This window comes from Arthrobacter sp. P1_H7 (genome assembly GCF_056405215.1).
The window spans coordinates 367,071-385,510 of sequence record NZ_JBFUCO010000002.1 but is presented as its reverse complement, the minus strand read 5'-3'; the positions used below and the strand labels follow the sequence as shown (position 1 = coordinate 385,510).

At 69.3% G+C, this 18,440-nt stretch carries 16 protein-coding genes; 5 read left to right on the top strand and 11 right to left on the bottom strand.

Annotated features, from left to right (window positions below; all coding sequences use genetic code 11):
• Window positions 1–18 precede the first annotated feature (18 nt).
• Both nusA and AC1DXI_RS02435 read right to left on the bottom strand, forming a co-directional pair.
• Complete coding sequence (gene nusA, locus AC1DXI_RS02440; RefSeq protein ID WP_018774503.1) at window positions 19–999, bottom strand: transcription termination factor NusA; 981 nt, start codon at window positions 997–999, stop codon at window positions 19–21.
• Entirely contained in the window at window positions 999–1,616 is a 618-nt protein-coding gene (locus AC1DXI_RS02435) for a ribosome maturation factor RimP (protein WP_028277119.1), read from the bottom strand. The genes nusA and AC1DXI_RS02435 overlap by 1 nt, the downstream gene beginning before the upstream one ends.
• Before the next feature lie 105 nt (window positions 1,617–1,721).
• Between AC1DXI_RS02435 and AC1DXI_RS02430 the strand changes: the two genes are divergently transcribed.
• The 5 genes from AC1DXI_RS02430 to fdhF all read left to right on the top strand — a co-directional run bounded on the left by AC1DXI_RS02430 (window position 1,722) and on the right by fdhF (window position 9,327).
• Window positions 1,722–2,903, top strand: a complete 1,182-nt coding sequence (locus AC1DXI_RS02430) for a DUF4439 domain-containing protein (protein ID WP_476937291.1) — start codon at window positions 1,722–1,724, stop codon at window positions 2,901–2,903.
• Window positions 2,904–2,982: 79 nt separating this feature from the next.
• The gene (locus AC1DXI_RS02425) at window positions 2,983–3,711 is read left to right on the top strand and encodes a VIT1/CCC1 transporter family protein (protein ID WP_476937290.1); all 729 of its coding nucleotides are present in this window, start codon (window positions 2,983–2,985) and stop codon (window positions 3,709–3,711) included.
• Between the two features lie 79 nt (window positions 3,712–3,790).
• Entirely contained in the window at window positions 3,791–4,879 is a 1,089-nt protein-coding gene (locus tag AC1DXI_RS02420) for an aminoglycoside phosphotransferase family protein (RefSeq protein WP_476937289.1), read from the top strand.
• Window positions 4,880–4,963: 84 nt separating this feature from the next.
• The gene (locus tag AC1DXI_RS02415; RefSeq protein WP_476937288.1) at window positions 4,964–6,664 is read left to right on the top strand and encodes an NAD(P)H-dependent oxidoreductase subunit E; all 1,701 of its coding nucleotides are present in this window, start codon (window positions 4,964–4,966) and stop codon (window positions 6,662–6,664) included.
• Complete coding sequence (gene fdhF, locus AC1DXI_RS02410) at window positions 6,652–9,327, top strand: formate dehydrogenase subunit alpha (protein ID WP_476937287.1); 2,676 nt, start codon at window positions 6,652–6,654, stop codon at window positions 9,325–9,327. Before AC1DXI_RS02415 ends, fdhF begins: the two co-directional genes overlap by 13 nt.
• Before the next feature lie 17 nt (window positions 9,328–9,344).
• On the opposite strand, the gene AC1DXI_RS02405 is transcribed toward fdhF, so the two are convergent.
• From AC1DXI_RS02405 to AC1DXI_RS02365, 9 genes are all read right to left on the bottom strand, one after another.
• Entirely contained in the window at window positions 9,345–10,757 is a 1,413-nt protein-coding gene (locus AC1DXI_RS02405; protein WP_476937286.1) for a pyridoxal phosphate-dependent decarboxylase family protein, read from the bottom strand.
• Window positions 10,758–10,823: 66 nt separating this feature from the next.
• Entirely contained in the window at window positions 10,824–11,618 is a 795-nt protein-coding gene (locus AC1DXI_RS02400; protein ID WP_476937285.1) for a sulfite exporter TauE/SafE family protein, read from the bottom strand.
• Between the two features lie 28 nt (window positions 11,619–11,646).
• Complete coding sequence (locus AC1DXI_RS02395) at window positions 11,647–13,458, bottom strand: proline--tRNA ligase (protein ID WP_018774512.1); 1,812 nt, start codon at window positions 13,456–13,458, stop codon at window positions 11,647–11,649.
• A gap of 424 nt (window positions 13,459–13,882) precedes the next feature.
• Window positions 13,883–14,653 (bottom strand): hypothetical protein, encoded by a 771-nt coding sequence (locus tag AC1DXI_RS02390; RefSeq protein ID WP_476937284.1) that lies wholly within the window; start codon window positions 14,651–14,653, stop codon window positions 13,883–13,885.
• Between the two features lie 41 nt (window positions 14,654–14,694).
• Entirely contained in the window at window positions 14,695–15,582 is an 888-nt protein-coding gene (locus AC1DXI_RS02385; protein ID WP_476937370.1) for a GNAT family N-acetyltransferase, read from the bottom strand.
• A complete protein-coding gene (gene ispG, locus AC1DXI_RS02380) occupies window positions 15,545–16,711 on the bottom strand; it encodes a flavodoxin-dependent (E)-4-hydroxy-3-methylbut-2-enyl-diphosphate synthase (protein WP_476937283.1) in 1,167 nt (388 codons plus the stop codon). Before ispG ends, AC1DXI_RS02385 begins: the two co-directional genes overlap by 38 nt.
• A gap of 49 nt (window positions 16,712–16,760) precedes the next feature.
• Complete coding sequence (locus AC1DXI_RS02375) at window positions 16,761–17,051, bottom strand: YciI family protein (RefSeq protein ID WP_018774516.1); 291 nt, start codon at window positions 17,049–17,051, stop codon at window positions 16,761–16,763.
• 58 nt (window positions 17,052–17,109) lie between these two features.
• Window positions 17,110–17,640 carry a hypothetical protein gene (locus AC1DXI_RS02370; RefSeq protein WP_476937282.1) on the bottom strand — a complete coding sequence of 177 codons (531 nt, stop codon included), beginning with the start codon at window positions 17,638–17,640 and terminating at the stop codon, window positions 17,110–17,112.
• Window positions 17,637–18,326 (bottom strand): hypothetical protein, encoded by a 690-nt coding sequence (locus AC1DXI_RS02365; protein WP_018774518.1) that lies wholly within the window; start codon window positions 18,324–18,326, stop codon window positions 17,637–17,639. The genes AC1DXI_RS02370 and AC1DXI_RS02365 overlap by 4 nt, the downstream gene beginning before the upstream one ends.
• Between the last annotated feature and the right edge of the window lie 114 nt (window positions 18,327–18,440).

Sequence of the window (18,440 nt, the reverse complement as noted above, 5' to 3'; positions counted from 1 at the left end):
CGCTTGCGCGCTTGCGTGCTATTTGCCGGTGTTGACGGCGGCGTCGGAGACGATGTCGATTCGCCACCCCGTGAGCTTGGCGGCGAGACGGGCGTTCTGGCCCTCTTTGCCGATGGCGAGGGAGAGCTGGTAGTCGGGAACGACCACCCGCGCCGAACGCGTCGCCTCGTCGGTGATCGTGACCGAATTCACGCGCGACGGCGAGAGGGCGCTGGCGATGAAAGTTGCCGGATCGTCGTTGTAGTCAACGATGTCGATCTTTTCGTCGTTCAGTTCGGTCATGACCGCCCGGACGCGCGAACCCATTTCACCGATGCAGGCGCCCTTGGCGTTCACGCCGGGGGTGTTTGCCTTCACGGCGATTTTGGTGCGGTGGCCGGCTTCGCGGGCAAGCGCCACGATTTCGACCGAACGGTCCGCGATTTCGGGAACTTCGAGCTCGAAGAGCTTCCGGACGAGCCCGGGGTGGGAGCGGGACAGCGTGATGGACGGGCCCTTGGTGCCGCGGTGGACGTCGATCACGAAGGCGCGCAGCCGGTTGCCGTGGATGTACTTCTCGCCTGGAACCTGCTCGGGCGGCGGCAGCAGTGCCTCCACCGTGCCCAGGTTCACCTGGATCATGTGCGGGTTGTTGCCCTGCTGGATGGTGCCGGCGACGAGCTCACCTTCACGGCCCTTGAACTGGCCCAGGACGTTGTCGTCCTCAGCGTCCCGGAGGCGCTGCAGGATGATCTGCCGTGCGGTGCTCGCCGCGATGCGTCCGAAGCCCGCGGGGGTGTCCTCGAACTCGCCGATCGGGGCGCCGTCGTCGTCGATCTCGGTGGCCCAGATGGTCACGTGGCCGCTCTTGCGGTCGAGCTCGGCCCGGGCCTTTTCGAAGGCGCCGGGGGTCTTGTGGTAGGCCACCAGCAGTGCCTGCTCGATTGTTGGAATCAGGAGATCCAGCGGGATTTCACGCTCACGCTCCAGGAGTCTCAGTGCGCTCATGTCAATATCCATCAGGCCTCCTCAGAAGGTCCATTGTTTGCTTTTTCCAGGCCGGCCTCTTCGAGGTGGCTGAACTCTATCTCGACTTTTCCGCTGCGGATCCTGTCGAAAGGAAGCTTGACGGGCTCGCCCTGTTTGGGTTTCATGCCCTTCTTGACGGCAATTTCCGGGACGAGGGTGACTCCCCCATCGTCCACGGACTGGACCCTGCCGGTGACGTTGTCGCCCTGGATCACGTTCACGTTGACCATCCGCCCGCGGGCGCGGTGCCAGTGCCGCTCCTCGGTCAGTGGACGGCCGACACCGGGTGATGAGACTTCGAGCTCATAAGGGCGCGCGTCCATGCTGGGATCGTTGTCCAGGGTGTCCGAGAGGGTCTTGGAGATCTCGGCAATGACGTCGAGCCCGACGCCCCCGGTCTCCTCCTGCGGCAGGTCCACCACTACGTGGACCACCCGGTTGGCGCCGGCGACATGGATGGATACGTCCTCCAGGTACAGCCGGTTCGCCAGCACTGCGGGTTCCAGGAGTGCGTGAAGGCGCTCGGCCTCGACATTTTGAACGGTTGCGGCTTCAGCCTTACCCGTCCCGGTCCGGTCTGTTGAAGTCGTGGCTTCTGCGTTGGTCATGATGCCGGCCGCCTCCCGCTAGATAATGTTGTGTGTACTAGCCTAGCGATTTTCCGGGCGGCGTGGTGCACGCAGTTCCGGGCCGGCATGACAACATGGTCTGTTGTGAAAGACGACACCAGGGAAAAGCGATGGCAGGATCACTTTCCCCGGTCGCTCCCCCGCTACGTGCTTATGGCGTGCCTCGCCCTGGTGGTGGTGAGCCTGGGGGTGGTCCTGACGCCGGCCAGGCCGCCGGAACCTGCGGAGCCGCCCTTTTCCGAACAGGCGCGCGCCGCCGCATTGGCCGAAACCCGGCAGCTGCTGGACGCCGGCAGCCAGCTGGGCACCGCGGCCCGGGACGGTTCCAAAGACAACTCGGCGGAGAGCGCGGATGGCCGTTCGGCCGCTGCCGGGAATCCCGCCGTCGAGCGGACTGTGACCTTGCTGACACTCCAGGCGCAAGCGCTGCTGGCGCCGGACGAAAGTCCTGCAGACGCGGCCAGCGCAGCTTCCGCCTCCGGCCGGGCAACGTCCCCTGCAACGTCCCCGGCAACCTCCTCCGCCGCACCCCTGCCGGCGACCGCCGCCGGGCTGGTGTTGGCCTTGGCGGACAGTGGCCGCCAGCGCCTCGCGGACGCTGCCAAGGCCGACGGCGGCATGGCACGGCTGCTGGCCGCCATCGGCACCGCGCAGCTGCTGCAGGCGTCCGCCCTCGCCGCCGAAACCGGAACGGCGGCCCCAGCGGCCGACGTAACCCCGCCACAGCTGTCCGGCACCTGCCCGTCGCCGTCCGCGTCCCCGGCGGTGCCAGCCGCTGGGGAGTCCGCAGCAGAGCCGTCTGCGGCCGCGGCCAGCCTCAGCGGTGCCCTGGCGGCGGCTGTCCGGACCGAAGCGCAGACCATGTACGGCTATCAGGTGGCGCTGACCCGGCTGGGCGGCGACGCGGCGAAATCCGCGGCCGAGGAACTGGCCCGCCACGACGCGCTCCTCGAGGGTGCGGAATCCCTTAGCCGGCTGCACTGTTTCGCGGTGCCGCCACGCGAGGCGGGCTACGCGCTGGGCCCGTCCTTCCTGGCCTCCCCCGCCGCCGGCCTCGCCGACCTGGAAGCCGCCGCGCTGCCGGTCTATGGCGACCTCGTGGCGCTGAGCGAGGGCGGGACCCGGCAGTGGGCCATTGCGGCCCTGTTCGGGTCCGCGAAGCGGGCGGTGCGGTGGGGTGCGGATCCCGGCGCCCTGCCGGGCCTGGACAGGGCGTCGACGCCAACGCAGCCCGCAGCCGAAACGCCGTCGCAGCCCGCAGGCTGAACGCCGGAGAAAGCCTCGGCTAATTTTGGTAAGCCTTGGAATACTGGCGGGGCCCCGGCCCGGGTGGTTTGCTGTAGGCATGGACACGACCGGCACCGCAACCCAGCACGAGAACGAGCCGCACCACAATGACATCGCACACCGCCTCAATTGGCTCCGCGCGGGCGTCCTGGGGGCCAATGACGGCATCGTCTCCGTCGCCGCGATCGTCGTCGGCGTCGCCGGCGCCACCACCGACACCGGAGCAATCCTGCTTGCGGGCGCCGCGGGCGTGGTGGGCGGCGCTATCTCGATGGCGCTCGGGGAATATGTCTCCGTCAGCAGCCAGAAGGACAGCCAGCACGCCTTGATCGAAAAGGAGCGCCGGGAGCTGGAGGAACAGCCGGAGGAAGAGCTCGAGGAGCTCGCGGCGATCTACCAGGGCAAGGGTCTCAGCCCCGCGACCGCACGGACGGTAGCCAAGGAACTGACGGCGCACGATGCGCTCGGCGCGCACCTCTCAGCCGAACTCCATATTGACGAGACCGACATCGTGAGCCCGTGGCACGCGGCGTTCGCTTCTGCCATCGCGTTCCTCGCCGGTGCAATCCTGCCCATGCTGGCCATCCTGCTGCCGCCGGAAAGCATCAGGATTCCGCTGACCTTCGTGGCCGTGCTCGTGGCGTTGGCCGCCACCGGCGCCGTGGGCGCGTGGATTGGCGGCGGCTCAAAGCTCAAAGCAGCGATCCGCGTGGTGATTGGCGGCGCCGCGGCGCTGGTGGCCACGTTCGCGATCGGCAGCGCGCTCGGCGCGAGCGGCATCGTCTAAAGGCTCCCGCGGCCCACCATCGGCCCACCAGAAGCCCGCCAACGCGGCGGCATCCGTTCGGGGACCTACGATAGGTCCCGTGAGCCCGATCCCAGACGTCCCCATCCCGCACGATCTCTCCCGCCGCTACGCCCGTACCCCTGCGGGACGCGCCTGGCTGGCGTCACTTCCTGGCCTGATCGGACAGTTTCTCGATCAGTGGGACCTGGAGCCGGACCTGGAACCGGGCGCCCTTCCCTGGAACGGTCACGGCGGCGTCGTCATCCCCGTGCGGCGCCGGGACGGGGACGGGTCCCCCGGCAAGGGCGACGCAGCGGTGCTGAAGCTGGCGTTTCCGCACGAGGAGGCGACCCGCGAACACCACGCCCTCGCCCTGTGGGGAGGCCATGGCGCCGTCAGGCTGCTGGCCGCCGACGCCGGATCCTGCGCCCTGCTGCTCGAGCGCCTGGACGCCTGCCGCTCCCTCCTGGATGTCCCGCTGGACACGGCGGTGACCGCGTGGGGCGGCGTGGTCCGCCAGCTCAGCGTCGTCCCGGACGGCCGGCCGGAGTGGCTGGAAATCGACCACGTGGCGGCACAGGCCGAGCGGTGGAGCGACGAATTCCCTGAGGCGTGGGAGCAACTGGGGCGGCCGTTCCCGCGATGGTTGCTCGAGGCGGCGCTGGAGGTCTGCCAGACCCGCGGCGCCGTGGGCCGGCGGTCCGGCAAGGACGTCCTGGTCCACGCGGACCTGCACTACTTGAACGTCCTGGCCCGTCCCGGCGTGCCGGCCCCGGGAACCCGGAAGGAAACACCCGCGCCGCTGGAGTACGCTGCGATTGATCCCCAGCCCATGATCGGGGAGGCGGAGTTCGCGGTGGCCCCGGTGCTGTGGAACAGGCTCCGGGAACTGCCGCAGCAGGATCCCGGGCGGGCCCTGCTCGCGCGGTGCGGGGATTTCAGTGCCGCAGCCGGTCTCGACGCCGAGGCCGCCCGGCAGTGGAGCCTGGCGCGCGAGGTGGAGAACGCCCTCTGGTACGCCTCGCAGCGCCACCATGACGGCGATCTGGCCCGATCGCTGTGGGTGGCGAGCACGCTGGCGGGCCGGACGCTTCCCGGCCTGCCCTCCCCGCAGGAGCTTCCCGATCCGGGCCAGGACATCGTCCACTGGGCGGCGGACCAGCGCTAGCCGCAGCCGGCTCCTTCAGCACTTGGTGATCCGGGGACTTTTGGCTCTTCCCCGACCGGGGGTGCCGGGGAGAAGGCTGGACACATGCACGAACCCCGTGGCGGGCGCTCAGCCGCCGAACCTGCTGGGCAGGAGGGTCGGGACAATGACGATCCTTTCCTCCGGTATGCCGCCCGCTTCGAGCGGCCCATCGTGGACATCAAGAATCTGCTCCGCGGCTCCGTTACCTCCCCGGCCGAGATCGCCCGTGCGATCGGCTTGCCCGCCGCAGCGGCCGAGGGACCGGCATCGTTTTTCGCCGACTTCTCCGCGCCGCGCGGAACCCGGCACATCCGGGCCTGCGGTGCAGCCGCCTGCTTCGCGGCGTCCGGCGGCAGGCACATGGCGGAAGTGGAAGCGGCGCTGGGAGTGGAGGCGGGAAGCCGAAGCGCGGACGGCGCCGTATCGCTCCAGGAAGTGCGCTGCCTGGGCTACTGCTTCGGCGGACCGGCAGCCCTCGACGGCGAGGACGCGTGTGCAGGGGCCGACCTGGCGGCCCAATTGCAGGGGTCGTCACCGCGGAAGGCTCCGCCCATCCCGGTGTCCTGCGACAGTGCGTTCCCCGTGGTGACTGCCGGAGTGCTGGGAGCCTCGACGCCATGGTCGGCCTGGCCCGGCGTCGTCGCCGCCGGAACACCTGACGATGTCCTCAGCCAGGTCGAATCCGCCCGGCTGAAGGGGCGGGGCGGAGCCGGCTTCCGCGTCGCCGCCAAATGGCGCGCCGCACTGGAGCATCCTGCACCGCGGGTGGTGGTGGCCAACGGTGATGAGGGCGACCCCGGTTCCTTTGCGGACCGCTTGCTCATGGAACAGGACCCGCACCGCGTGCTCGAAGGCCTCGCCCTGGCCTGCTTCGCTGTCCGCGCGGAAACCGGTGTCGTGTTTGTCCGCTCGGAGTATCCCCACGCCGTCGCCCGCCTGCAGGAAGCGCTGCGCGAGGCACGCGTTGCCGGGCACGTCGGCCCGGACGCGGGAGGCAGCGGATTCAGCCTGGAGATCCACGTAGCTGTTGGCGCGGGCTCGTATGTCTCCGGCGAGGAAACGGCCCTGTTGAACGGGCTCGAAGGTCTGCGCGGCGTCGTGCGGCCCCGCCCGCCGTTTCCCACCGCACGGGGGCTCCACGGACGGCCCACGGTGGTCAACAACGTGGAAACACTCAGTGCGGTGCCGTGGATAGTGCAGCACGGCGGAGCCGCATACGCGGCGATGGGGACCGCGGACGAGGCCGGCACGGTAATCGCCTGCCTCTCCGAACGGTTTCTCCGGCCCGGCGCCTACGAGGTGGAGATCGGCACGCCGGTCCGGCGGATCGTGGAAGATCTCGGCGGCGGGCTTCGGGACGGGGCAGCGATGCGTGCCCTGCAAATCGGCGGCCCCCTGGGCGGCTTCCTCGGCCCCGCCGATCTGGACGTGCCCCTAAGCGATGCCGCCCTCACCAGCCGGGGAGCGGCCCTCGGCCACGCAGGGATCGTCGCCTTCGATGACAGGCTTTCGGGCGAGCAAGTGCTGCGGAACCTGTGGGACTTTGCGGCGGCGGAGAGCTGCGGGCAATGCTCGCCCTGCCGGGTGGGGACATGGCGTGGCCGGGCCCTGTCGGAGCGGCCTGACGGGCCGGATATCCGCCGGGAACGCGGCGAGGTGCTGCGCACGATGGCGGCGGGTAGCCTGTGCGCTTTCGGCCGCCGGGTGCCGGCCGCGGTGCTAAGCCTCGCCCGAGTCTACGGCCTGGACGGATGGCCGTCGTGAAACTCGTTGTCGACGGCCGACTGGTCGAGGTCGCGGCCGGCGCCACGCTGCTCGACGCTGTGCGGGCGGCCGGCCTGGCCCTCCCGACGTTGTGCCACGATGACCGGCTCACCACCGTGGCCTCGTGCCGTACGTGCCTGGTCGACGTCGCCGGCCGGGGCCCGGCCGCCGCCTGCAGCACCCCGGCGGAGGACGGCTTGCGCGTCGCCGTCGAGGCGTCCCGGGCGTTGCGGCGGGATGCCCTGCGGGCCATCGTCGCGGGGCTGCCGACGCGGGCGCTGGATGTCCCGGCCGACCGCAGCGAACTGGCCCGGCAATGCGCCGACTACGGGGTGACAGCCCCGTCTGGTGCCGTCACGCCGCCGGAGCGCGGACTTGACCACTCCCACCCGTACGTCAAGCTTGACCGCGATCTCTGTATCGCCTGCGGGCGGTGTGTCCGCGCCTGCGCGGAGATCCAGGGCACGTTCGCCCTGACCCTCACGGGCCGCGGAGCCGGCACGGTGGTGGCGCCGGGCACCGGTGGTCCCTGGGCGGAGTCCGACTGTGTCTCGTGCGGGGCGTGCGTGGATACGTGTCCCACCGGCGCCCTGTCCGAGCCCGGGCTGCTCAACATGCTGCCGATCGAACGGCAGACCCGGACCACCTGCGGGTATTGTGGCGTCGGCTGCAGCCTGGAGGTCTCCACCCGTGACAACGTGATCATGACCGTCCGGCCCGCCGGTGAGGGCTCAGTGAATCGCGGCCACGCGTGTGTCAAAGGACGGTTCGCCCATGGGTTCCTGGGTTCAGCAGACCGTCTGACAACCCCGCTAATCCGCAGGAACGGAACCCTGGCGCCCGCGTCGTGGGAGGCCGCAACGGGTTACGTGGCCGCCAGGCTTGCCGGGATCCGGGACGCGGACCCGGGCGGATTCGCCGTCATTTCCTCGGCCCGGGCCACCAACGAGGAGAACTATCTGGCCCAGAAATTCGCCCGGGCAGTCATAGGGACAAACAACGTGGACAACTGCGCCCGGCTCTGCCACGCCCCCTCGGCGGCCGGCCTGGCCGCCACGTTTGGCCTGGGCGGCGGCACGAATGCATTCGATGACCTCGACCGGTGCGACGTGATCCTCCTGGTTGGCGCGAATCCGACGGCGGCGCACCCCGTCGTCGGTTCACGGATCTTCCAGCGGGTCATGGACGGCGCCCGCCTGGTGGTGGTGGATCCCCGGCGCACGTACCTGGCCCGGCACGCCGATGTCCACCTTCGGCCACGGCCGGGAACCAACGTGGCCGTGTTCAACGGCCTGGCCCACCTCCTGGTCCGCGAGGGGCTCGTGGACACCGCCTTCCTTGAAACCCACACCAGCGGCTACGACGAGCTGCTCGGGTTGCTCGAGGACTACCCGCCGGAACGTGTAGCCGAAATCTCCGGTGTCCCGGCGCACGACCTCGTGCGCGCCGCCATGATGTACGGACAGGCACTGGTCCCGGCAATCTTCTACGGACTCGGGGTGACCGAACACCGGCACGGCACGGACGGTGTCCGGACCCTGTCCAACCTGGCACTCCTGCGCGGCGCCGTCGGGCCGGGTGACGGGGGCGGGGTGAACCCGCTGCGCGGGCAAAACAACGTCCAGGGTGCGTCTGACATGGGGGCTCTGCCCGACCTGCTGCCCGGCTACCAGAAGGTCCTGGACCCGGCAGCGCGGACCCGCTGCGCCGAGGCCTGGCGGGCCGATGTGCCGCCGCGGCCAGGGCTTCGGATCCCGCAGATGTTCGCGGCCGCCCGGGACGGGGCGTTGCAGGCGCTGTGGGTGATCGGGGAGGACGTGCTCGCCACCGATCCTGACAGCGCTTCGGTGCGGGCGGCCCTGGAAGCCTGCCCGCTGGTGATCTGCAACGATCTGTTCCTCTCCCCTACGGCCGCCGCAGCGGACGTCGTCTTTCCCGTGGCCGCGTGGCTCGAGAAGGACGGCACGTTCGTCAACTTCGACCGGCGCTTCCAGCGGGTCAGGGCCGCCGTGGCGCCCCCGGCCGGCGTCCGCACGGACTTCGCGGTGCTGCACGCCGTCGCGGCCGGCATGGGGGCGGACCTTGGATGCCCCACACCGGAGGAGGCCATGGCGGAGTGCGCCAGCCTGGCGCCGCTGTTCGGCGGAATATCCCACGCACGCCTGGACCGGGACGGCCCGCTGCATTGGCCGTGCGGGTCCGCCGATTCCCCCGGAACACCCCGGCTCTATCAGGACCGGTTCGCCACCCCGGACGGCCTGGCACACCTGGCCGCGCGTCCGTACCTGCCGCCGGGCGAGCAGTGCGACGCAGCGTATCCGTACCTGCTCGTCACCGGGCGCAGGGCGGAGCACTACAACTCCGGCAGCATGACCCGCCGGACCGACAACCTGGTCCTGCTCACCGACGAAACGATCGACGTCGAGCCCGGGGACGCGGCGGCGCTGGGACTGAAAGACGGCGATACTGTCCGGCTGGACAGCCGGCATGGAATGGCGGTCCTGAGGCTCAGGATCACGGACGATGTGGAACCCGGCCAGGTGTTCGCGGGCTTCCACTTCCCCGGCGCAACAGTCAACAGCCTCACCTCCGCCGTGGAGGACGAGGTAACGGGGTGCCCTGAATACAAGGTGACCGCGGTCCGCATCTCCGCGCAGGCGTAACCGGATACCACCCGCAGTCAGCCCCGCACGGCCGCCAGGGCGTCGCGGACGGCGTCGACGGCGACGCTGACGTCGGCGTCGTCCGTGCTCCAGTTGCTCACCGAAATCCGCAGGATATCGCGGTCCTGCCAGCGTGACCCGGACATCCAGACCCGGCCATCGCCCATGATCGTCTCCGTCACGGCGCGGGTCACGGCGTCGTCGCCGAACGCCAGGGACACCTGGGTGTAGTCGACGTCGTTGAGGACCTCGACGCCGTCCAGCCCGGCGAGCTGTTCGGCCAGCTGCGCGGCCCGGTGCACGAGCGTGCGGACCTGGCCGGCGACGCCGTCGCGGCCCAGGGATTTCAGCGCCGCCCACACCGGCACGCCACGTGCCCGGCGGGAGAGTTCGGGCACTCGCTCGGACGGGTCCCCGGCCCCATCCGCGGCCTGGATCAGGTAGCTGGCGTGCAGCCCCATCGCCGAGCGCAGCGCCTGCGCGTCGCGCACGATCACAATCCCGCAGTCGTAGGGGACATTGAGGGTCTTGTGCGCATCCGTTCCCCACGAATCGGCCAGGCCGAGTCCCGCGGTCAGGGCGGACAGTTCGGGCACGGCGGCCGCCCAGAGCCCGAACGCCCCGTCCACGTGCACCCAGGCGCCGTGCGCCTTCGCGACGGCGATGGCCTCGGCGAAAGGGTCGAAGGCACCCGAATGCAGGTTGCCGGCCTGCAGGCACACGAGGGCCGGGGCGGGGCGGCCGCCCTCCCCCGTGCTGAGCGCAAGGTCCAGGGCACAGTCCAGCTCGGCCGGGATGATGCGCCCCTGACGGTCGGAGGGCACCACGATGGGATGCCCGAGGCCCAGATAGCGCAGGCCGAGGTCTATGGTTTCGTGGCGCTCCTGGCCCACGAAGCAGCGGATCCGGGGCGCGCCGGCGAGGCCGTCGCCGTCGAGGTCCCAGCCGGCATCGGCCATGAGCCGCCAGCGGGCGGCGGCGAGTCCGGTGAAGTTGGCCATGGTGGCGCCGGTGGCAAAGCCGACGTCGGACTCTTCGGGAAGACCCAGCAGCTCAAGGATCCATTTGCCGGCGGCGTCCTCGATCGCGGCGGTGGCGGGCGTGGCGAAGCGCAGCCCCGTATTTTGGTCCCAGGCGCTGAGCAGCCAGTCCGCCGCCAAGGCGGCCGGCAGTGTGCCGCCGATGACCCAGCCGAAGAACCGCCCGGACGGCATGGCCATCAGCCCGGGTTCGGCCTTGGCCGCGAGATAGTCCACCACCTCCGCGGCCGGCATCCCCGTTTGGGGCAGCGGGCCGCCGAAGTCGGCCGCGAGCCCGGCCGCCGTGGCCTGCGGCCCGATCCGGCGTGTTCCCTGGCTCTCGAGCCACCGGCGTGCGTGCCCGGCCGCGGCCTCGAGGGCATCCCGGTAGCGTTCCTCACTTGCCGACATAGCTGCATGCTACGCCCGCCACCAGCGGACCGGGAGTCCCGTGCGGGTGCTGCGGGATCAGGCGGCTTAGGACAGGTTGTCCTGCCAGACGTCGGAGCCGAGCTTGATGATCAGCGCGCCCACCACCACCAGGAACACGATCCGGATGAACCTGCTCCCTTGCCGGACCGCTGTCCGGGCACCGAGGTAGCCGCCGGCCATGTTCGCCATGCCCAGCAGCAGCCCGAGCCCCCACAGCACGGCGCCGTGCGGCACGAAGAACAGCAGGGCACCGGCGTTGGTGGCCACGTTCACGATCTTGGCCTTGGCGCTGGCCTCGAGGAAGGCGTAGCCCATGGCCGAGACGAGGGCGATGATCAGGAACGAACCGGTGCCGGGACCGATCAGTCCGTCATAGAAGCCGATCACGCCGCCGATCAGGCAGGCCACCACATAGTGCCGGTGCCCCGCGTGGCGCAGTTTCGTCAGCTGGCCGATGCCGGGCTGGAAGGCGGTGAAAAGCGCGACGGCGATCAGGGCCAGCACGATGATCGGCTTGAACACACTGGCCGGCAGGTTGGCGGCCAGCGCCGCCCCGCCGTAGCTGCCCGCCAACGCGATGGCGGCCATGGGCAGGGAGGTGCGCAGATCGGGCCGGACGCGGCGGTAGTACGTGGCCGCGCTCGTACTGGTTCCGAAGATGGAGCCCATCTTGTTCGTCGCCAGCGCCTGGACCGGGCTGATGCCCGGCACCAGGAGCATGGCCGGCAGTTGGATGAGCCCGCCGCCACCGACGACGGCGTCGACCCAGCCCGCCGCCAGGCCGGCCACGACGATCAGGATGACAGTTCCGAGCTGGATCGACTCGAGTCCGGAGACCATTACCTAGTTCGGCCGGGACGGCGCAGCATCAGCTGTTGCGCACGGCGTTGACCACGTAGTCAACAGCTTTGTCAACGGCTACGTTCTCGGCATTGCCGCTGCGGCGGTCCTTGATCTCCACGACGCCGTCCACGAGTCCGCGCCCGACGGCGAGGATGGTGGGGACGCCGACGAGTTCGGCGTCGCCGAACTTCACGCCGGGGGAAACCTTGGGGCGGTCGTCATAGATAACGTCCAGGCCGGCAGCCTCGAGCTCCAGGGACAGTTTTTCGGCGGCGGCGAAGATTTCCTCGCCGCGTCCCACGGCCACGACGTGGACGTCGGCCGGGGCGACGGCGCGCGGCCAGACCAGGCCCTTGTCGTCATGGTTGGACTCGGCCAGGGCGGCCACGGCGCGGGTGACGCCGACGCCGTAGGAGCCCATGGTCACCACCACCTGCTTGCCGTTCTGGTCCAGGACCTTCAGGTCCAGGGCAGCGGCGTACTTCCGGCCCAGCTGGAAGATGTGGCCCATTTCGATGCCGCGGGCGGTTTCGAGGGGACCGGAACCGTCGGGAGCCTCGTCGCCGGCGCGCACCTCGGTGCACTCGATGACACCGTCCCAGCCGAAGTCGCGTCCGGCGACGAGGCCGAAGACGTGTTTGCCGGCCTCGTTGGCGCCGGTGACCCAGGCGGAGCCGCTGACGACGCGGGGATCCACGAGGTAGAGCAGCTTCGCGGCGCCCTCGCTGCCCAGCAGCGGCGCGTCCAGGGACATGCCGGGGCCGAGGTAGCCCTTGACGATCAGGGGCTGCTTCTTGAGGTCGTCCTCATTGGCGGCTTCGAGCGTGATCTCGCCGGCAATCGGCAGGAAGGACCCGATGTTCGCTTCGACGCGCTTGAGGTCGACGCCGCGGTCGCCGGGGAGGCCGATGACGACGATCTGGCGTTCGCCGGTAGGCAGCGTGACGGCGAGGACGACGTTCTTGAGCGTGTCGGCCGCGGTCCAGGGACCGCCGTCGGCTTCTGTGCGCGGAACCAGGACGTTGGCGGCGTCGACGAGGGTTTCGATGGTGGGGGTGTCCGGGGTGTCCCGGACTTCGGCGGCCGGGGCGTTGCTGAAGTCGATGTCCGCGGGGACGACGGTGGTGACGGCCTCGACGTTGGCGGCGTAGCCGCCGGCCGAGCGCACGAAAGTGTCCTCGCCGATCTCGGTGGGGTGCAGGAATTCCTCGCTCTTGGACCCGCCCATGGCGCCGGCGGTGGCAGCAACCGGAATCACTTCGAGGCCGAGGCGCTCGAAGATCTTCAGGTACGCGCCGCGGTGGGCGGCGTAGCTGTCGTCCAGGCCGGCGTCGTCGACGTCGAAGGAGTAGGAATCCTTCATGATGAATTCGCGGCCGCGCAGCAGGCCCGCGCGGGGGCGCGCCTCGTCGCGGTACTTGTTCTGGATCTGGTAGATGCTCAGGGGCAGGTCCTTGTACGAGGAGTACAGGTCCTTGACCAGCAGGGTGAACATTTCCTCGTGCGTGGGGGCCAGCAGGTAGTCGTTGCCCTTGCGGTCCTTGAGCCGGAAGATGCCCTCACCGTATTCGGTCCAGCGGTTCGTGGCCTCGTAGGGTTCCTTGGGCAGCAGAGCCGGGAAGTGGACTTCCTGGGCGCCGATGGCGGTCATTTCCTCGCGGATGACCTGCTCCACCTTGCGCAGCACACTGAGCCCCAGCGGCAGCCAGGTGTAGATGCCGGGCGCGGCCCGCCGGATGTAGCCGGCGCGGACCAGGAGCCGGTGGCTGGCCACCTCGGCGTCGGCGGGATCTTCGCGCAGGGTGCGCAGGAACAGCTTGGAGAGTCGAAGGACCACAGGTGGGGTATCCGTTTCTGGGGAAGTGCGGGCAAAGCCTAAGAAAAGCATCTAGGTACTAATCTACCGTCCAGAGGGCACCCGTTTGCCGCGCCGGCCCTGCCGCGGCCCCGCTGCGGTGAGGCGCGGGCGATGCGCAGCATATGGAAGAGCCACGCCATAACTGATGGAAGCCCCTGGCCGTTTCCGGCTGGTCATCCCGTCATGGCGTGGCTCCCGTGGCCCCAGCACCCCCAGATCTCAGGCTGCGAGCTACTTGGTGTCGCCTCCAGGCGTCGCCTTCCCCGGACACTGCGCTGGGGAATGTGCTCGACTGTGCGACACGGCTAGGTCGAACCTATGTGACATGGGGTCCGGAATCAATAGTCTGCAACCGGATATTTTGGTCATGTCGTTACAGATCCGCTGCGGGGCAGCAATCGGACTACTTCCCGACGAGCGCGGCGGCCTGATCCAGCAGTTTTCCGGCCCGGGAGACGGCATCGGCCTCGCTGCCGCCACCTGCCGCGCTGACGGTGATGAGAACGCCGTCCTGGATCACCTGTCCGGTGATCGCGGACTGCTTCCGGCCGCCCGGCAGAGCGGTGTCTGTCCGGTACGCGACGGTGCCCGGTGTTGAGCCGAATCCGGCCAGCTTGGTCAGTTTGAGGTCCACTTTGGTGCCATTGGTCGTGAATGACAGGGCTGAGCACTTCTTGAAGTCCTCGCCCTGGGCGAGTCCCTTCTCGAGGAGCTTGGCGTCAGCCCGGAAAGCCAGGGAGACCCCCGTGGAAGCGCCCGTCGCGGCATCCTGGGCCACCCCCGCCGCAACCGCCGTGCCCTCGGTCGAGGCTGCCTGGCCGCCAAGGGCCAGAGCCGCGCACTCCGCGGGTTCCACCGAGATCGATGCCAGCAAGGACTTTGCCTGTTCGACCGACTTCTTGAGATCGGCAAGCCGCATCACGGTGAGCGGCTTGCCCTGCGCATCTTTCAACTGTGTCACGAGGGCCGTCAGTTCATCGCTCGTGTAAGCCTTGGCTTGCGTCGGGCTGGGAGTGGGCGTCGTGGTCGCGCTGGGAACCGTGGTTGCGGCCTGGGCTTGCGCACTCTTGGCTGTGTCCGGCGAGCCGGTGGGGGTGCCACATGCGGCCAATCCCACGGCGCCCCAGGCGAGGAGCGCCGAGGCCCCGAAAATGCGCAGCACTGATGTCTTCATGTTTCCCCCAATAAACTAGACCGGCAGCCGGCATTTGCCCGCTAGAAGAGCACTGTAGCGAAGGTGCCCACCTGGCGAAAGCCCACCCGATCGTAGGTGGCGCGCGCCTTGGCGTTGAACCCGTTGACGTACAGGCTGGTCACCGGTGCGAGGGTCTGGGCGAGGACGACGACGGCGGCCATGTAGCCCGCGCTCAGTCCCAGTCCGCGGAACTCGGGATTCATCCAGACACCCTGGACCTGGGTCACTTCCGGCGTGACGGCGCCGAGTTCGGCCTTGAAGACCACATCGCCGGCGGCGTTCACGTGCACGAGGGAATGGCCCTGGCGGATGAGGCTCTTGACGCGCCGGCTGTAATACTCCCTGCCGCCGAGGTAGGGCGAATAGCCCACCTCTTCCTCGAACATCGCGGCGCAGGCGGGCAGGATCTTGTCGAAGTCGGCCAGCTGGCCAAAGCCCAGTGCGGGTTCGGGCCGGACAGCGGGCGGGCCCGAGATCGTCAGCAAGGGCTGGTGGTCCCGGACTTCGTGGGCGGTCTGGCCGAGCTGCTCCAGTGCCGCGTATATGGCCAGGACAGTTTCGGCGGGGCCAAAGATCGAGGCGTAGCGGCGCCCGGAGCGGTGCGCGGCCATGGCAATGAGGCCGGCGAGTTCCGGCGCCAGCTCGATCGGCACCAGGTTGGCGCCGGCCCAGCAGGCACCGAGGAGCGTGCCGCCGTCGAACACGCCAAGAATGCTGGCGCCCCCGGCCGTGGGAGACGCCGTGCCGGCGGCCTCCAGGTGCGAGAGGATGAAGACGTTGGCGACGGCGTCCCGGTGCGCCAGCGCCAGCAGTTGTCCGGTGTCCGCGCCGCCAAGGACGCGGACGACGACGCCGGGAGCGGCGTCGTCCCTACGAGACGCTAACCACGGGGCTACCCTTGACAGCATCTTCGCCATCGGCGTCCCCCATCTCTTCCGCGATACGCATGGCTTCTTCGATCAGTGTCTCAACAATCTGATCCTCCGGGACAGTCTTGATGACTTCGCCCCTGACAAAGATCTGGCCCTTGCCATTGCCGGAGGCAACGCCGAGATCGGCCTCGCGGGCCTCGCCGGGACCATTGACTACACAGCCCATGACTGCCACCCGCAGCGGCACCTCCATGCCTTCCAGGCCAGCGGTGACCTGCTCGGCGAGCGTGTAGACGTCCACCTGGGCGCGGCCGCAGGACGGGCAGGAGACGATTTCCAGCTTGCGGGGGCGCAGGTTGAGCGACTGCAGGATCTGGTTGCCCACCTTGATTTCCTCGACCGGCGGCGCCGAGAGGGAGACGCGGATGGTGTCGCCGATCCCGCGGGAGAGCAGGGCGCCAAACGCCGTGGCGGACTTGATGGTGCCCTGGAAGGCCGGTCCGGCCTCGGTGACGCCGAGGTGCAGGGGCCAGTCGCCCTTTTCAGCCAGCATCTCGTAGGCAGCAACCATGATGACCGGGTCGTTGTGCTTGACGGAGATCTTGAAGTCGTGGAAACCGTGCTCTTCGAAGAGCGAGGCCTCCCAGACGGCGGATTCCACGAGGGCTTCCGGGGTGGCCTTGCCGTATTTCTTCATGATGCCCGGTTCCAGGGATCCGGCGTTGACGCCGATCCGGATGGAGGTGCCGTGGTCCTTTGCGGCCCGGGCGATCTCCTTGACCTGGTCATCGAACTTGCGGATGTTGCCAGGGTTCACGCGCACGGCGGCACAGCCGGCCTCGATCGCGGCGAAGACGTACTTCGGCTGGAAGTGGATGTCCGCGATCACCGGGATCTGGGACTTCCTGGCGATGATCGGCAGCGCCTCGGCGTCATCGGCGGACGGGCAGGCGACGCGTACGATGTCACAGCCGGAGGCCGTGAGTTCCGCGATCTGCTGCAGGGTGGCGTTGATGTCGGTCGTCGGCGTCGTGGTCATGGACTGGACGCTGATGGGCGAATCGGAGCCGACGCCCACTGATCCCACCTTGATCTGGCGCGTCTTCCGGCGGGGGGCAAGGACGGGGGGCGGTGCTGACGGCATTCCCAGGCTGACCGAGGTCACATGGACTCCCTTGTAGAATTCGAAGTTGCGAAGGTGCGGGCGGGACGGGCTAGGCGTGCCCGGCCAGAAGACCGGTCAGCGGCGCCCACACGGTGGTGCGGGTGCCCGAGATGGCACCGGCGGCTGCGAAGGGATCCTGCCGCAGAAGGTCATTCAAGGCCGCCTCATCGGCCGCCTTGAAGATGAGCAGCGCGCCTGCGCCGTCGCCGTAGGGGCCGCTGGCCAGCAGGGCGCCCTCGCGGGCAAGTCCCGCCGTCCATTCGCGGTGTGCCGGGCGGCTGGCATCGCGGACCTCGGATGATTCGGCGTCGTACACGTACTCCACAGCAAAAACAGTCATATGGATACACTATCGCCCTGTTTGCCCGGTTCCCATCCGGAGGCGCCGGGGCACGCGGTCAGCCGAGGAAGAGGACCTTGGCCAGTGCGGCGACACCGGCTGCCCAGAGCATGGAGGTGAGGGTTCCGATGATGAACCGCTCGGCGGCCACCGGCGTGGCTTTCAACTCGGCAAACCGGCCGAGGCCCTTGATGGCCACGACATAAGCGATGGCGACGGGCTGGCCGGCCAGGATTGCCAGGCACACGGCGAACCGTTCCAGGATGCCGATAATGGCGCCGCCGCGCAGGATGCGCACGCTGCTGACGGTCTCGGCGGACTCCGCGGCGGCCGCCGCTGCCGGGGTGGGCGTTGCGGTGTCCGGCCCGGCCGGCTCCGCGGCCGGCTGGATGTCGGGGTCCGTGGTGGAGTCCGCGGAGGGGTCCTCAGCCGCGTCCCCGCCGGCAGCGGTGCCGCTTCCGGCGTCGGCGGTGCCGCTTGCGTCGGCCCGGTCATCAATGGTCCGGGCGAGGCGGAACACCCAGGCGGTGACCGGCCAGCCGACGAATCCTGCGGTGAGCAGGGCCAGCGTGATCCAGAGGGCGTTCACTTCTCTCCTTCGGTGCTGTCGTGGGCGAGGGTCAGCAACAATTCTGCGGCCGGCCTCGCGGCCCATTCTTCCTGCCAGCCCGAGCGAAGGACTGCGCGGCTCACCGACTGCTCCGTGATTCCGAGTTTCTGTGCCGCTATTTTTTGGCTGCCGTGGGTTCCGTGGGTGTCTTGCCGCACCGAGCGCAGCACGTCCACCACCTTCCATTGCGCCGCGGTCCGGTCCTGGACCAGGCGACCAATCAGCCGGAGCACCGCCTCCGCGTTGGCGCAGGCCCTGGCCCCCTGGGACCCGTTAGCGGCGTCCGCGGCCGCATTCGCTGCATTTGCCCGACGGCGGTCGCGGCCGGCGACCACGGCGAGGGGCACATGGGCGGCCGCCCCCTTGGCCCGGTCAACGGCGGCCCGGGCCGCCACGAAGGCGGGACCGGAGCCTTCGCGCGGGCTGGCGGGCAGCGGCAGGTCCACCTCCCCCACCCCGATGCCGACATACCAGCGGCCGCTGCGCAGGGCGTGCAGGGCGATCTCCACCACCTCGTCGGCCCGTTCAACGACGCCCTGGACCTCGTCGCCGACCGATCGCTCAAAGCGCCCGGCGGTGGAGAGTGCGCTGAGCCCCTTCAGGAGGCCGGGGACCCGGTCGATGTCGCCCGTGCTGCCGCGCTGGTCGATTGTCATGACGTACATGACCCCAGCCTAGGGAGGTGATCATGGATAATCAATCATTTTCAACTGATTATTTAAAATCAGCCGAAATAGGCTTATGAATGATAGTCAGCGGGATTTGGCTGGAATGCCGGC